The organism is Spirosoma luteum DSM 19990, assembly GCF_000374065.1.
GTDB classification, from domain to species: Bacteria; Bacteroidota; Bacteroidia; order Cytophagales; family Spirosomataceae; genus Spirosoma; species Spirosoma luteum.
In genome coordinates this window covers 149,183-164,540 of the sequence record NZ_KB893248.1, presented here as the reverse complement: position 1 = coordinate 164,540, position 15,358 = coordinate 149,183, and the positions used below count along the sequence as shown (strand labels likewise).

At 52.6% G+C, this 15,358-nt stretch carries 11 protein-coding genes; 3 read left to right on the top strand and 8 right to left on the bottom strand.

Annotated features, from left to right (window positions below):
* Positions 1 to 246: 246 nt before the first annotated feature.
* The 4 genes from B156_RS0108195 to B156_RS0108180 form a co-directional block, all read right to left on the bottom strand.
* A complete protein-coding gene (locus B156_RS0108195; protein WP_026260692.1) occupies positions 247 to 648 on the bottom strand; it encodes a Dabb family protein in 402 nt (133 codons plus the stop codon).
* Between the two features lie 83 nt (positions 649 to 731).
* Positions 732 to 1,880 (bottom strand): glycoside hydrolase 5 family protein, encoded by a 1,149-nt coding sequence (locus B156_RS0108190; protein ID WP_018619195.1) that lies wholly within the window; start codon positions 1,878 to 1,880, stop codon positions 732 to 734.
* Positions 1,881 to 2,082: 202 nt separating this feature from the next.
* A complete protein-coding gene (locus tag B156_RS0108185) occupies positions 2,083 to 3,126 on the bottom strand; it encodes a glycoside hydrolase family 43 protein (protein WP_026260691.1) in 1,044 nt (347 codons plus the stop codon).
* Positions 3,127 to 3,221: 95 nt separating this feature from the next.
* On the bottom strand, positions 3,222 to 7,904 hold the full coding sequence (locus B156_RS0108180) for a translocation/assembly module TamB domain-containing protein (RefSeq protein ID WP_018619193.1): 4,683 nt from the start codon (positions 7,902 to 7,904) through the stop codon (positions 3,222 to 3,224).
* Between the two features lie 133 nt (positions 7,905 to 8,037).
* Between B156_RS0108180 and tsaD the strand changes: the two genes are divergently transcribed.
* The 3 genes from tsaD to B156_RS0108165 all read left to right on the top strand — a co-directional run bounded on the left by tsaD (position 8,038) and on the right by B156_RS0108165 (position 10,914).
* Positions 8,038 to 9,036 carry a tRNA (adenosine(37)-N6)-threonylcarbamoyltransferase complex transferase subunit TsaD gene (gene tsaD, locus B156_RS0108175; RefSeq protein WP_018619192.1) on the top strand — a complete coding sequence of 333 codons (999 nt, stop codon included), beginning with the start codon at positions 8,038 to 8,040 and terminating at the stop codon, positions 9,034 to 9,036.
* 86 nt (positions 9,037 to 9,122) lie between these two features.
* On the top strand, positions 9,123 to 9,992 hold the full coding sequence (locus B156_RS0108170) for an MOSC domain-containing protein (RefSeq protein ID WP_018619191.1): 870 nt from the start codon (positions 9,123 to 9,125) through the stop codon (positions 9,990 to 9,992).
* Positions 9,993 to 10,071: 79 nt separating this feature from the next.
* On the top strand, positions 10,072 to 10,914 hold the full coding sequence (locus B156_RS0108165; RefSeq protein ID WP_018619190.1) for a hypothetical protein: 843 nt from the start codon (positions 10,072 to 10,074) through the stop codon (positions 10,912 to 10,914).
* A gap of 348 nt (positions 10,915 to 11,262) precedes the next feature.
* On the opposite strand, the gene B156_RS0108160 is transcribed toward B156_RS0108165, so the two are convergent.
* The 4 genes from B156_RS0108160 to B156_RS28915 all read right to left on the bottom strand — a co-directional run bounded on the left by B156_RS0108160 (position 11,263) and on the right by B156_RS28915 (position 15,358).
* Positions 11,263 to 12,774, bottom strand: coding sequence for a carboxypeptidase regulatory-like domain-containing protein (locus B156_RS0108160; RefSeq protein ID WP_018619189.1), 1,512 nt, complete (start codon positions 12,772 to 12,774; stop codon positions 11,263 to 11,265).
* A 30-nt stretch (positions 12,775 to 12,804) separates the two neighbouring features.
* Entirely contained in the window at positions 12,805 to 14,214 is a 1,410-nt protein-coding gene (locus tag B156_RS0108155) for a CsgG/HfaB family protein (protein WP_018619188.1), read from the bottom strand.
* Positions 14,215 to 14,252: 38 nt separating this feature from the next.
* A complete protein-coding gene (locus B156_RS0108150) occupies positions 14,253 to 14,690 on the bottom strand; it encodes a curli production assembly/transport component CsgF (protein WP_018619187.1) in 438 nt (145 codons plus the stop codon).
* A 176-nt stretch (positions 14,691 to 14,866) separates the two neighbouring features.
* The gene (locus B156_RS28915; RefSeq protein WP_018619186.1) at positions 14,867 to 15,358 is read right to left on the bottom strand and encodes a CsgE family curli-type amyloid fiber assembly protein; all 492 of its coding nucleotides are present in this window, start codon (positions 15,356 to 15,358) and stop codon (positions 14,867 to 14,869) included.

The following is a 15,358-nucleotide window of genomic DNA, read 5'->3' as shown; positions in this document are numbered from 1 at the left end:
ACATACCCTGTGACCTAACCGAACAATGGGTACTTGGCTCTTGCTTGTACCTAAATTAACCACCCCAATCGGTGTAAATTGGTATATCATTACCATATATTATCCCCTGAGCATGCTTTTTACACCGAAGTACGTTTCAATTTCCGTTGACCTACTGACCACGAAAAAAATCTTGCCCCGGTTGAACATTAATCCAACTGGGGCAAGACCCATATTTATAGAGCGTGTACGGCTCTGTTGATTACATTATCGCTTTGGGCCAATGGAATCGTAAATAACTACCTTCTCCCACAGGTGGGCGTAGTTGTTACGGAAATCATCGTGGATGGGGTCTTTCTGATAGGCTTCCTCATCGGCGGGGCTATCGAAGAAACACAGCCAGGAGTAGGTGTACGTACGCTCGATAACGTCGCGGTTGGTGGTGGCGGGCTCGCCAATGTGAACCAGTTTGATAGTCCGGCATTTGGCCAGCATGTTCAGGCCTTCCAGCAATTTAGCTTTGTCGGCCGCGCTGTCGGCATTTTTCAGGTAAAAGAAAACGTGGTGTACAAACATGGTTTTTGGGGCGTTGGTAAAAGCGGGCAGGCTGGCACTCAGTCCGACTGCTACGCTGGTTTTGATGAACGTTCTTCTTGACGATTCAGGCATGTACTGGTTGGATTGTGGGGCAAAGTTGTTAAAGGATTCGTCGGTAGCCAAATTGAAACCCAAATCAATGGTTACCAGCTTCCCTATTTCCCGGTGGCCTGTTTAATAGCAGCTACTTCGGCCGGGTCAACGGGGGTACCGTCCTGTTTGAATACTTCATGGAACCAGATTGCTGGTTCACGCCCATTCACGTAGGGCTTCTGCCAGCTATCCCAGGGCAGAAAAGTCTGTGTTTTACCCGCCACAAAGCCCCAGTTAATCATACCAACTTTGGCCGCTTTGGCAATGGGCAGGTGAGTCTGAAACTTACTATCCACGCCCCGCGCCATGTATTCTGTACAGATAACGGGCCGTCCGAAGGATTTCAGGGCTGGTATTACCTTGGTCAACGCGTCGGCGGTTGAGTACTGGTGGAAGGTGATAATATCGGAGTTATTGAATTGTACGGTCTCCATCGGACTCCATTTTGCCGGGTTCTTCCAATCCTCCGGGCTGCGGTAAATCCATACGCCCGATGTGAGCGGCTGGGTAGCGCCTGCTGCCCGCGCCCACTGGAAAACGTAAGGCAGCAGGTTGGTGATAATGGCTATTTTTCGGGCTTTGGGCAGTTCCGTTTTGATGGTGTGATTCTGCCCGTAGCTATTGTCATTAGCGTTATCCGGCTCGTTCCAGATGTCCCAGGAAAGAATCCGTTTATCATTCTTGAACGCACTGACCACGCCCTTCACGTAGGTTTCCAGCCGGGGGTACTGCGACACATCCGTCAGGGCTTCGGCACCGGGACTTTGGAGCCAGCCGGAGTTATGGTAGCCCGGTGCGGGTTCGTGTTGCGTACCCAGTTTTGGCATCGGGTCCCAGCAGGAGTCGAATAGCACCAGCATAGGTCGGATTTTATGTTTGGCGCATAGGGTCAGAAACTGGTCCAGCCGTTTGGTGAAACCCGCGGGGTCCTGCCAGAGTAAATCGTGCAGAAAAACGCGCATGGTATTCATACCGATGCTTTCGGCCATTGCCAGCTCCTTGTCGATGGTAGCCGGATCGAAGGTGTCGGCCTGAAACATTTCCAGTTCATTGATGGCATTGGCAGGAGCGTAATTGGCGCCCACTAAAAACGGTTCTTTGGCATACCAGGCAGTGGCTTTAGCCGCCGACCAGCGTCCGGGCGCATCCTGTTGCTGCGCCAGTGTCAGGGTGGAAACAGAAAGGAGGAGGAGAAAAAATAATCGATTCATTGGTAAAAAATTAGGGTAAGCTGCGTAAAAAGGGTTTGGTTATCATTTTTAACATTCACTCAATGCACCGTAATACAGATCTTTAGCTATTATCTGTTATTACGACATACCATAAATCTCGAATTTCCCTGCTCATACGTTGATACGCCTGGGATTCCTTCTGCCTGCGTCGGAATGACAGAAAATTTTTATCACAGTACACTCAATCACCGGCGGGTACCGGCATGGGCTTCTTCGAGGCTGGGTTGCCAAAATTGGGTGAGCCATCGGTATTCCACGTAAAAGGCTGAATATGGGGAGCCCGTTTGTTGCCGCAGCCATCCGTAGCCGATGGATTGGCATGGTAAATCATCCAGTCCTGTCCGGCTTTGTCCCGGAAGAACCCACCATGACCTGGTGCCCATACATTATTCTCGGGCGCCTGAGTAAATACGGGGCCGTTGTGCTTGATCCAGCTTTTTGCATCGAGTAAATCACCTTTCCCGTTGTATGTCAGCAAGCCCAGACTATAGTCGAGCCAGCAGGCATTGGCCGAATAGACGATGAACAAACTATCGTTATGGGCCAGAAATTCCGGTCCTTCATTGACATAAATTTTGGGCACCTCACCATTCTTCTGCCACGCCTGCGGCACATCGCCATGCAGTTCCCAGGGCTGGTCGGGCTGGGAAATTTTCACCCGGTCACCGTCGAGGATCCAGGGATTTTTGAGCCGGGCTAGGTAAATATCCTGCCGGCCGTTGGTTTTGCCTTCCCAACCCGACCAGGCAGCATACAACTGCCCCTTGTAGTCAATAACCGACATATCTATTCCCCAATGATCGTCTTTGTCGCCGACTTTCCCTTTCATAGTCCACTCGCCCTGCATCGGATCGGGCGATGGGTTTTCGATGACCCAAACCCGGTGCGACAGATTATTGAGCGAATCGGCGGAGAAGTAGATATACCAGCGGTTATTGAAACTATGGATTTCGGGGGCCCACAATTCTTTGGAATAAGGTTGCCCGGCAGGGGGCGTATAAATGACTTTACTCTCCGCAGTGGCTAAATCGGCCATGTTCCGGGTTTTCCAGAGGGTCAGGTTCCGTCCCGTGGTGTTCATGTAATAATACCAGCCATCTTTTTGAACTACCCAGGGATCAGGACCGGAATCTTTGACTGGGTTCGTAAATGTGCGTTGGGCAAGTACTACCGGACCGGTCAGAATCAGCAAAACCAGCAAAGACAAACACCGTACTTGTTGCATAGGGACGGAAAAAGGGTACGAACAACAAAGAGTAAAAAAGTAATTTTTACCCTTCGCCGGTTGTTTGCCGGGACAGAAAGCAGGGAAGTGACGTATCAAAACGCTCCGCGTGCCGAACTACTGACAGTCGACACCGGTACCGGATCAGGTGTTGGAGTTACATCGTCCGGTCTGGCAGGGGTCAGGCCCGGCGTGGGGCGTTTGGTACTGAAAATATGATTAAAGGAGCGCGTATACAGCAAACTAACCCCACCGCCGGTGGTGATGGTGCTGGTCAGGTTGTACTGACTCAAAATACTTTGCTGATTTCGGTTGTATACCTTGGCGCGTAAACGGCCATCAGGCGTGAGAAAATACTCCAGCGTCCACTCGCCGAGTAAACTGGCGGCATTGTACTGGCTTTGCCCATAGGTGAATCCACCGTCTCGGCTGATGCGTAACCGGTCGTTCAGCAGGCGATACGAAAAGCGCAGTTGTAGGTTATTGAGCAGGTTTTCATTTTGCGTACCAGTGGTAAATCCGCCGAAGGATACGCCCACGTCCAGGTTTTCATTCAGGTTGGAAGCCAGTCGGCTAATCTGATTGGAAATCAGCTCACTGACACTGTTGGCTACGCCCGTGTTCACCTGCCCCTGGTCGAACAGGCTACTGCCTTCCGACAGTAACTGGTTAAACAGCAAAACACTGCTCACTTGCCGGGTCAGTTCCTGGTCATTGCTCTGAATGCGGGAGGCAAACGCAGTCACCGCCTGGCGAAAATCGGAGGTAGACGGGTAATCTTTGATGTCCAGATTGTAGTTAATCGTAGGTGTACCCAAATCGCCGGTTAGTTTGATAACCAGATCGACAGGGTACCGACGGGATTGATCGGCAGTAGCTTTCTGATTGATCAACAGCGGAGCCAGCGATGTATATTGTGTGTAAGCTGCCGTTACATCCAGAAGTGCTCCGTACGGGTCGCCGGTCCAGGTAATTCGGCTATTGGGCCGAATCAGGAAGCGTTTGTTAATAATGTTCTGGAACGTGAAGGTGTAATCTCCTCTCTGGATTTCGTAGTTGCCCGTCATGGAAAAATCGCCCCGGGTATCCACTTTCATGGCGATAAGCCCCTGCCCGTACGCTTTGATAATGTCACCCGTCTGGCGGTCCAGCTGGATTTCGCAGTACGCGTCGGGGGTAATATCGAAGTTAAAATCCATCTGAATCCGCGACAGGTCAATATCACCGGCGGCCGTACCCGATTTGTTGGCTGTTTGACTGGCCACGCCATCCAGTGTGGCACGGCTCAGATTAACGAACCGGATCTGTTCATCATTAGCGACCGTGGTGGCTCCATCCAGCGGAATGTAAATCCGGGTGCCTTTATTACTGGCTACATTAGCCCGGATTGTTAGGTTGTCCGTCGGCCCGTTCAACTCTGCTTTTCCCGTTATAACGGCCTGCCCATAGAACGCATCGTTGTCTTTAGCCGCCGTATTCATGATTCTGAAGTTCCTGAAATCGGCATCGAAAGCCAGGTTGAAATCCCGAAATCCATTATGGAATACGCCCCCTCTAAGTTGGGCTGTATTGCCCTGCGGATCACGCAGGGTTAGCTGGCGGGTAATAATCTCGTTTTCGCCGAAATAAATAGTATCATCAAAGGCAAAATCGGCCTTCAGGTAGTCGAACTGGCCACGCCCGCCCTGGATGGCGACTTCCCCTTTCAGCACCGGAGCCGCCGGTTTTCCCGTTATGTCAATCACCCCATTGGCCGTACCACCCAGGTTGGAAAAAAGCCCGGTTGTAAATGGCTCCAGTAAGTTCAGGTCGGCCTTGTTTACGCTGGCTTTCACGGCTAGTGGATCCGTTTTCAGCTGGGGCGTGTACGTACCAGCCAGGGTCACTACATCGGCCCCTTGCTGGTTAACGAGAGCATTCACGTTGAGTCGCTGGGTTTGCTGGTCCCAGATACCCTGTCCGCTAACATCCCCGAGTAGTATCTTCTCGTACGACAGCGCATTGACCGTTATCGAACTCTCCACAATGGGGGTATCATACAGGTTCCTAACCGTTAATGAACCGTTCAGCGTACCACCCAGATTGGTCTTCAGGACCGAATTGAGCGATGATAGCAGGAAATTGTGCGACTCCAGCGCCAGGCGTTCTACCGAGTCCGGCGAGATAATACCCGATGCCTGAATGAGTTGATTTTCGTTCAGTAATGATAGATTACGAATCGTATAGGTGTTGCCCACTTTCCGAATCAGGCTTTCGGGATTGAGGGTCCAGTCGCCGTCCAGCACCCGTACTTTCGATTTTCGGAAGGTGAGGTCAATGGCATCCCCTTTAAACTGTAGTTCGCCATTCAGTTCGGCGTGATTCGTGTACAACCCGCTGCTGTCGGCCTGGTCAATTTCACTCGTAAAATCAATATGGTCCACCGCCCACGACGCTTCTACCTGTAGGTTTCGGGTGGGTAGCAAGGCACTGAATAGCTGCCGCCTGGAGGAAACAATGGCCGACGCCAGTACATCTTTCGTAGTGGTAAACTTGGATGTAGTCAAATCAAGATCACTGGGACCAAAACCGACGGTACCGAATTTTACCGAATCTGTCTTAACGATTGCCGTCAGAAAAGCCGTGCTGCTTTCCGTAAAGCGACCTTCCAGCCGGGTAGATGGAGCTATATAAGCCGACGCGCCCAGGAAGGTCATTAACGGTACACTATTCTTGGTAATTATCTGATAGTCGATGCCGTAGCGCAGTGGCTGGGCATTTTTCCCGGCTCCGTATTCCAGCCAGCGCTGTTTCTGAGCATAGTAGGCTTCCATGCCAGCCGCGTCGCCCATAAAATAGAGCCGGTATTCCTGGGCCAGCTGGGTCAGATCATCAATGGTGCGTTTGGGCTCAAAGTTTCCCTGCAACCGGGTAGTCAGAAAATCAGAATCGAGGTAGAAGTACCGTTGCGTCGTGATAGAATCGACCGGTTGCTGAGCCAGTCTTTCCACAGATGACGTCAGGGTCAGTTTGTCTATTGGTAGCTCCCTGCCGTTTAAACGCAGGGTAGCATTACTAAAGGCGGCACTCCCCACAATATCATCCAGCTTACTACCCTCCAGCTGAACATCTAAATTTGTTTTAACCGTCAGTGAATCAGGCAGGTAGCCCAATGCCCGCAGGTCGGCGTGTTTCAGGATGCCACTCAGGTCATAGCGTTTCCGGGGGCCGCTCAGGTTAAACTCACCGTCGAGGTCAAAGGCAATGTTCGGGTCATTGATGTGCAGCTGCCCCTGGAAAACGGTTTTTTGCAGATTGCCGCGTGCCGCCACATTCCGGTAACAGTAATGCTGCCAGCCAAATCGGTTAAACGTACCGTCGAAGTCAATGACGGCCTGCTCCAGACTTGTTCCTTTTCCGGTAATTTTTCCTGCACCATCTAGTTTTCCGAATTGCTCAGGTTGATTTAGTAGTTGTCCCAGGTCCAGGTTATCAGCTTTTAGGTTGGCCGTATACGTGGTCTGATTCGCCTTATCGGATAGTTTCAGTGCCAGCTCGCCGGCTACGGTGCCGATGGCCGTTTTGAACGTCCCTTTTGTTTTGAAATCATCGAACGACCCCACAAAGGTGGCGGCAAAAGCAGCCGTCCCTACTTTCTGGATAGTCCCGTTGAAGGACGAATCGGGATAATACTGCCGAATATCGGCCATGTTGACAACGGACGGGGTAAACGCAAAATCAACCGTCGTTTTATCCATATCAGGCAGCCCTTTCCAGGCCATAGAACCTGCCAGGCGGCTGCGACCGTTGGCACCAAACCGAAGGTCTGTATTCCGAAGCCGGAAATCATTGACCGTCCCGCTGAAGTTGCTCGTTAGCAGCCAGGTTTCGTTCAATCCGCGGAGGTAGTCGGAAAAATACCCTAAGTCGGACGACTGTATTTTACTGTTCCGAAATTGCGCCTTTATTCGTACCCGGCTGTTAAAATCGCCAAAAGCCGAAGGTTTGTCGTAATAAAAAATCAGTTCGTCCCGGATAATGGAATTGCCGATATAGGCATAAAGCCCGCCCAACTCCATTTTGGTATTGCAATATAAAAAGCGGGTATCCAGTCGGCGGATTTTTATTCGTGAGTTCCGGTCGACGCCCGTCAGTCCCTTACCGTCAAACGCGATGGTATCACCCAAGACCATAAAATCGCTCACTTCGGCCGTCAGATGCTGGAGCGTGAAATGGTTATGGTCGAAGCTTTTCCGGTCGTTCATCAACGGCTCGCGGGGGTCTTCGAGCGTGTAGGCCCCATCCACCAGATGGATACGCCCAACTGTAAACGGAACATTTTGATTGGGAACACCCGGATGGAGTGGGTCCGTTGTTAGTTGCTCAATGCGGGCAATAAAGTCGTCAAGGTTCGTATCGCCGTTTTTGGGATTTTTAATCATCCTGACATCGGGCTTGTAAAGCACAATCTCGTCCAGATGAATATTATGAGCCGACGAATCGATCAGGTAGCGCAGGTTGTAGTCGACATCGAGCCGCCCGACCATAATCATCGGCCGACCCTCGTAATCCTTAATCGTAAGTTGTTTGAGGGAGAGCGAGTCGAACCATTTGATGGAAACGCCCTGAATGTCGACGGGAAATTTCAGTTTTTCCGAAAGCCACTCGGCTCCTTTCTTCGCCAGCTGTGTTTGCACGGCTGGCACCTGAAGACCCAATAAAATCGCCAACGACAGTGTCAATACCGTGATGCACAGGTAGAGCAGTGTTTTAAGGAGTATGGCGAAAAACTGACGCATCCAGGGTGGAAATGCCTAAGGTACAACGAATAATAGAAATAGAATGCCGATTAGACTACTAACTGAGTGAACGGTTTAGCGGCAACTTCCATTGTTTATTCTCAAAGAAATCATTATCCATTAATTTTGCGGTGTGAATATTCTAGCCATTGAATCATCCTGCGATGAAACATCGGCGGCTGTTTTGGCCAATGGCCATATGCTGTCGAACGTAATTGCTACCCAGTTAATTCACGAAAAGTACGGAGGAGTTGTGCCTGAATTAGCCTCGAGAGCGCATCAGCAACATATTCTACCCGTGGTTGAACGCGCATTAGCCGACGCAAATTTACCCAAAAATGCGTTATCGGCCATTGCCTTTACCCGAGGCCCCGGTTTGCTGGGATCGCTGCTGGTAGGGGCTTCCTTTGCAAAAGCACTAGCCCTGGGACTGAATATCCCGCTCATTGAGGTGAACCACATGCAGGCGCATGTACTGGCTCATTTCATTGAAGCCCCCAGACCCGCGTTTCCCTTTTTGTGCCTGACCGTGAGTGGCGGACATACGCAGCTTGTGCGCGTGGATAGCCCGTTGACCATGACCATTATTGGCCAGACGATGGACGACGCCGTGGGCGAAGCCTTCGATAAATCGGCCAAACTGCTGGGCCTGCCTTACCCCGGTGGGCCGCTGATTGATAAGTACGCCAAAGAAGGGAACCCATTGGCATTCAAGTTTCCCATGGGGGAAATGCCCAACCTGGATTTTTCGTTTAGCGGCATAAAAACGGCCATCCTTTATTTTCTGCGCGATAATAAAAAGGTTAATCCTGACTTTGTTGATCAGAACCTGCCGGATATTTGCGCGAGCATTCAGCATACCCTGATTCAGATGTTATTGACGAAATTAAAGCGGGCCGCCCGCGAAACGGGGATTCGTGATATTGCAATTGCCGGGGGCGTATCGGCCAACAGCGGCCTGCGAACGGCATTGACCCAACTGGGTACGGCACAGGGATGGAACGTTTATATTCCTTCCTTCGACTATTGTACCGACAATGCCGCTATGATTGCCATGGCCGCTCAGTTTAAATATGAACAGGGCGATTTTGCCGATCAAACCATAAGCCCACTACCCAGAATGAGTTTTTGAATCAGCTAATCAGTTGGAATCGGTTATTAGTTCGCTGATAATCACCCGCCAATCAACGAATTAACCACTCAGCTAATCAACTGCCCATGACCATTTCAGAACTATATATCTATCCCATTAAATCGCTGAGCGGCATCGCTGTGTCAGAGGCTGTTGTGGAAGAAAAAGGCTTCCGGTACGACCGGCGGTTTATGCTCGTTTCGCCCCCCACAAACAACGGTGTCTGGTCATTCATGACGCAGCGAACCAACCACCAGATGGCCTTACTCGATGTGGCCATTCGGGAGCAAAAACTACTCGTCTGGCATCGACATCACCCGGATAATGTACTGGAACTACCCCTGACGGTAGCGCCATCGTCATCGGCCGAAACGATGCTGGTGACTATCTGGGATAGCGAAAATGTACCGGCAATGCTCGTTAACGCCGAAGCGGATCAGTGGTTTACAAACGCGCTGGGAAAGCCCTGCCGCCTTGTTTTTATGCCCGAAACGACCCACCGGGCGGTTGACCCGAAATACGCACGGGCTGCCGATGCTGTTAGCTTCGCCGATGGGTATCCGTATTTGTTTATTGGGCAGGCTTCACTCAATACGCTCAATCAGCGATTAACCGAACCCGTGTCAATGCGTCGGTTCCGGCCAAGCGTGGTGGTTGAGGGGGGGTTGCCCAACGAGGAAGATGCCTGGGCTGAGTTCGCCATTGGTGACCTGCATTTTTACGGTGTCAAACCCTGCGCCCGCTGTGTGCTGACAACCATCGACCCGGCAACGGGCGAGTTAGGGAAAGAACCGCTCAAAACGCTGACTACCTACCGTAAGTGGAAGAAAAAAATTCTGTTCGGTCAGAATGTGCTGGTCAACCCGTTGGGTGCTACCCCGTTGGGCACAATACGCGTTGGGCAATCCATCGAGGTTAGAAGCCGTCAGGAACCCTGGCTGGCTCCGCCCATATAAGGTTGATTGACGAATTTTTTTCAGTAAAGTCCACCCCCGAACGACCAGACAGGTTTTACACGCCGTTACCCATTACACTTTGCTTACTTACATCCGTACCGTTTACTACCTGAGTTTTCCCGTTGTAATCGGGGCCGTTCTGTCGAACCGAATGGTTATCCGACTGTCTGGCGTTGATCCTGTTCACTGGACTACCTCACTGATGCTGGCGCTGGTGGTGTTTATCATTTATACCGTCGACCGGTTACTGGATGTCAGGAAATACGCAATGGACAGCACGGGGCAACGCTTGACCGAACGGCATCGATTCCATTACCAATACGCTTCCTTGTTATGGCGGCTGGTGGCTGGAGTCGCTGTTCTGGCGGTGATTTTACTGTTTTTTTTACCACCCGCTGTAATCAGATTCGGGCTTATACTGGGCGGCATCTGTGTAGCGTACGTAGGAGCCGTTTTTCGGCTTCCGGCGCGTCATCCGGCGTTATTATTAAAAGAACCGTTGGTAGCAGCCCTCTACGCAACGGGCGTGTGGGGCAGCGTGTGGGTACAACGTCCGGTTATCACCTATGTTGACCTGACGGAATACCTAATGTTTGTGGGAATTGCCTTCCAGAACCTGCTCCTTTTTGCGGTGATGGAGCAACTCGAAACCCCCGATCAATCTCTTTTTTCGCTGGCTACTCAGTGGGGTAGCGAACGATGCAATATGATACTACGCTGGCTTACAATCGCCATCGTTGTGGCTGGACTGCTACTTTGTTTTCTGGCTAAAGACCGGTTTGCCCAACGGTCGGCCCTGGTGCTGGTCCTGATGAGCATCGCCCTGTACGGCATTCAGCGGTACCCCGCTTACTTCTTAAAAAACGAACGGTACAGATGGCTGGGTGACGGCGTATTCTGGATGCCGGGGCTGGTGTTGTGAAGCATTTCAGTTGTTGTCCCGTACTTGTTATCCAATACGAGTACTACTGCGGCCAATGATAGATCATCAACTCCCATAAGGGCTTTTTTTCTGTTTCATCGCTTTTCCCGACGGTGAACCGCACTTGACACTCAAGCAGATGCCGGTCGGAGCGGCTAGATGGAGCAACGAGACTGGTCAGTTTATCGGGCTAACCCATCTGGCCTTTTCGGTAAGCAGGGCGGAGCGGTTTTAGGATTGGTTACGCCTTAGAAGAGAACAACAAAAAAAACGCGGCCAGTCGGCTGCGTTTTTTCCTGACTACTTATTTTCGCCTGTATATACCGGTGTTGGTTTAGCCAACTTGGTTTAGCGCCAGGAGGGCATCTCGGCTCCTTTTATGAGCGCAGTGCGGTTTTGCCCTTTCGTTCCATCAAAATCAGCGGTCATGACTGTACATTCGCCCGTTCCGGTGTTGCTAGTATTGATGAAGATGATTTTCGAGCCGTTTGTCGAGAAACGGGGATCCAGGTCGTTGGTGCCGATGGGTTTATTGGAGCGGGCATCCGTGCCGGTCGTGCCCATCACTATCCACGGCATCCGCGTGGCAATTGTCAACATGGTTATCTGCGCGTTCAGCTGGCGGCCCTCCTCATTCTGAAAGCTGTCTTTATCGGAGGTATAGAGAGCTTCTTTCCCCGTAATCGAAAAAACCGGATTGCCTACCCGACTCGCTGGTTTGTTGAGCACGGTAGTGGTATCCCTGCCCTGCGGAGACATAACCATAAACCGATTGTCGTAGATACTGGCTCCTGTGGTGCGGGCAATGATGCGGTCGCCCTGCCCTGTCCAGTCGCAACCCGCAAAACTGCGTCCGTAGGGAGCCTGTGCCACCACCCGCAGGCCATTGCCCGACCCATCGGCATTGACGACGTACAATTTGTTAGTACCAGGATAGAGCAGTTGCGTACCATCGGGCGACCAGCAGAACGACAGGTCGGTTGGCATCAGGCCTGCCACCGGCACGGTGGTGGCCCGGTGCAGATTGCTACCGTCGTAGTTCATCACAAAGAGGTGAAGGTCGGTCTCGGCGTTTGAGATAAAGGCGATCTGCTGCCGGTTAGGGCTGACCACGGGCCGCCAGTTGTTACCCGACTGCGTTAGCTGAATGGCCGTGGTTCCATCCGTCGATACGAAAATCTGGTAGCGGCTGCCCATGCGCCGGGCAAATGTGTATGCTATATTGGGAAATGGAACGGTACGGAAACTCCATGTTTTACCCGTCACGGTGTTTACTCCATCCGACACGGTCACCTGCCAGTAATAGGTGGTTCCGTAGGCCAGGTCGTTGAGCACGAGTGAATCGGCAGTGAGTCCCGTCAGGGTCTGGGTGGGCAGCGTACTGCCTTCGCGGGTGATAACTACATCGTAGGTGAGGGGGTCATTGCCGGGGTCGGTGGCTTTCCACTTCAGCACGGCGGTGGTCGACACGGCCGTGAGGCCGGTGGTGGGCGAAATCAGGGCGGGCTCGGTAGGCAACGGGTTTTCGTTGACCATATACAGCACCGTAGCGGTTCCATACATACCGGATACCTCAACCGTCGTCAGTTCGTCGCGAAAGGATTCCCGGCTGGCCTGTAGTGTGTACTTACCAGCCAGCACCGTATCGAAGCGGAACCGGCCGGTGGTGTCGGTCTGTACCGTCCGGCCCGAAGGACTCAGCCGAACGGCGGCCTTCTGAATGGGTTTGCCATCTTTCTTGTTCAGCACCTGACCGTTGACCGATCCATATTGCTGGGGTTCGACAAATACTTCTTCGTTACAGCCCCACAGGCTGGCCAGCAGCGCAATAAGCAGGATACTATTTAGTAGGTTTTTCATGGCTTTAGGTAATTTGTGTGTGATTCCTGTTTATTGATGAATGGGAACAGACCGGCGCACGGAGCGCCCGAGATGAAAAGATAGGCCCACGGACCCGCGCAGGTAGTAATCGTTATGACTGCCGGCTGCGACACCGTCGAGGATATCGGTCATGGGTTGCTGGTAATCGACCGTTGTGCGAATCCCCATAAGCTGATTCAGGGTATATTCGGCTCCGACACCACCCGATAACGAGGCATACCGTTTCCCGCCGACATCGACGGGCGACGTTCCCATGCGGTAAGCGATGACGCCAGCGCCGACATACACCAGCGGGGTGATGCGCCGGAAGGGCAGCGAGCGATACACGAGGTTTGCCTGGAGGGTGCTGACCGGGCAACTGAATTTCTGGTCGCTGGCGAGTGTACCGACGGAGCCATTGATCTGAATACCGAAGGAGCTGGACAGGTATACGTCGGCGGTCAGCCCGTAGCCGGTTCGGATACCACGGGTGGGCATATCGCCGTGGTACTGCCAGACCGATGCGTAGGGCTGGATGGTCAGCCGCGACGGCTCCACCGTGTTGCGGGCCCCGTGGAGATCGGTTTGGCTCATGGCTGTTTTCTCCTGGTTATACTCCGCCAGCATTTTCTGGGTCTTCTCGGCAGCCTGCTCGTCGGCGGTCCAGAGGTTGTCCTGAATACCTTCCAGAATGAGCGCTTTAACGGCTTTTTCAATCGCTTCCGTAACGGCCATCTGGGCGGGCTCGTTGGTGGCGTAGCCGGTTTCTACTTCCAGCAGGCGTTTGAAACTCACATACCGGAATGTGCCCGCATCAATAGCCTGCGACAGAATGGTTTTGGAGGTGTACACCGTTTTGAGAATCTTGCCCGATTTGGTGGCTACCGCCCGCAGGTAAACCGTTACCCGATCCTGGCGGTACTGGCTGGAACCGCCGGTGCCGAAGAACCGAAGCCCCGCTCCACCCGTAATGGTGTTGGCATCGTAGGAAACGATACCACCCTCCAGAATGACGCCCGCAAACAACAGCGGAGGGAGTTTTTCACCCGCTTTATAATGGGCCACGCTCTGGTTAATAAACTGCCGTTCATTCAGGAGGTTGGCTATATTTTCCCGCTCGATGGGTACAAACCAGCCGCTTTCTTCCAGCGCTTTCAGGAGTATGTTGGTGGTGCCCTGCGATACAGCGGTCGAGAACCCCGAGCCGGTTTCGGTATGTTTGTACTGACCGGTCTGGTCCCGGAATTTGTAGACGGCGGCCACTATTTTCTCGTGGGGCGTGGGCAGCTTGCGCAGCTCGGCGGTGATGGCAGTTTCTTCGCCCAGGCGGGCCGACTGGGTGCGGGTAGGCTGGTTGAAGTAGGCGCTACAGCCGGTCAGTAGCCAGGCGAGGCCAATGAGTACCGGAATCGTGAGACTGATTTTTAAGGACTGGTTCATGGCGAAAAAGTGTATTGCGTGAAGAGATAAAGACGAATTCAGAAGTAGGGAACGGTAATGGAACTTTCACCGCCTTTGCCGTCGGTAATGCGGATAATGACCCCGTCGGCGGCATTGCTAATAACAACCTGCATGTCGCCGATGGTGAACGTACCTTCCTTGAGTCCATCCTCGCCAAACTGTTTGCCGAGAATGTTCTGCGAGAGTCGGCTGAGCAGTTGCCGCTGCAGGTTGTCGGAAAAACTCTGGAGCGACGAGCTGTTGCCCAGCCCGCTCAGGCTACCGGCGGTATTACTTTTGGCCGTCGGGTCTTTGTGGGTGTCCTGCGCCTGGGCCGAACTGAGCATCCACTGGTAGTTGAAGGTGTTGCCGCCAAACGCCGGGTTGTTGGGCCGGTACGTTAAGCCCTGCGCCCGAAGTTGATTGAGGGCTGCGGGGGCCAGCAGCAGGAATCCGAGGGTGAATAATGTTTTCATATACAGTTAGCCATTTAAGGTGATCTGACTGTATATCGCCGGAATCAGGAAAGGTTAACAGCCGGTGGCTGATTCGTTAAAAAAAGGCGTGCTCCCAACGTCTGAACGGACATTAGGGGCACGCCTTTCCAGGTGGCCGATCTTCGTACTGATTCGATCACAGGAGCATTGGGGTGCTAGTACACCCCCGACCCTTTCTGGTCCTGACTGCCGAGTAGCTGAAGCATTTCCTGATAACTTTTCAGGTAGTCCCGAACGGTTTCCACCGCATAGAGAGCGTCGGTTTCCAGCAAATCGTAGCGGGCCTGGACAAACTGCTGCCAGACGGGTTGATCGCTGATGCTGATCAGTACCTGGCTGGCGGTGCCGGGGGCTGGAATTTCTTCCACCATAATCACTACCAACCCCATTATGTGTTGCTGAGTGCTGTCGGCCGGGGGCGTTCCCGGCTGAGCCGATTCGGCAGTCAGGTACTTGTAGAACAGGTCGTAAAAGTCCTTACCGACTTTAGTGCGGGTATTGTCCAGTATTAACCGGGTGCCGTTGGGTTCATCGGGCAGGCTTTCCTCCACCTGGCGATTCAGCCCTGAATCAGTAGCTGGGGTTGCGTTCTGGGCCGCTCCCACTAGTGGAAGCATTGCCAGCAATAAGAGCAGGAAGGCGTTCAT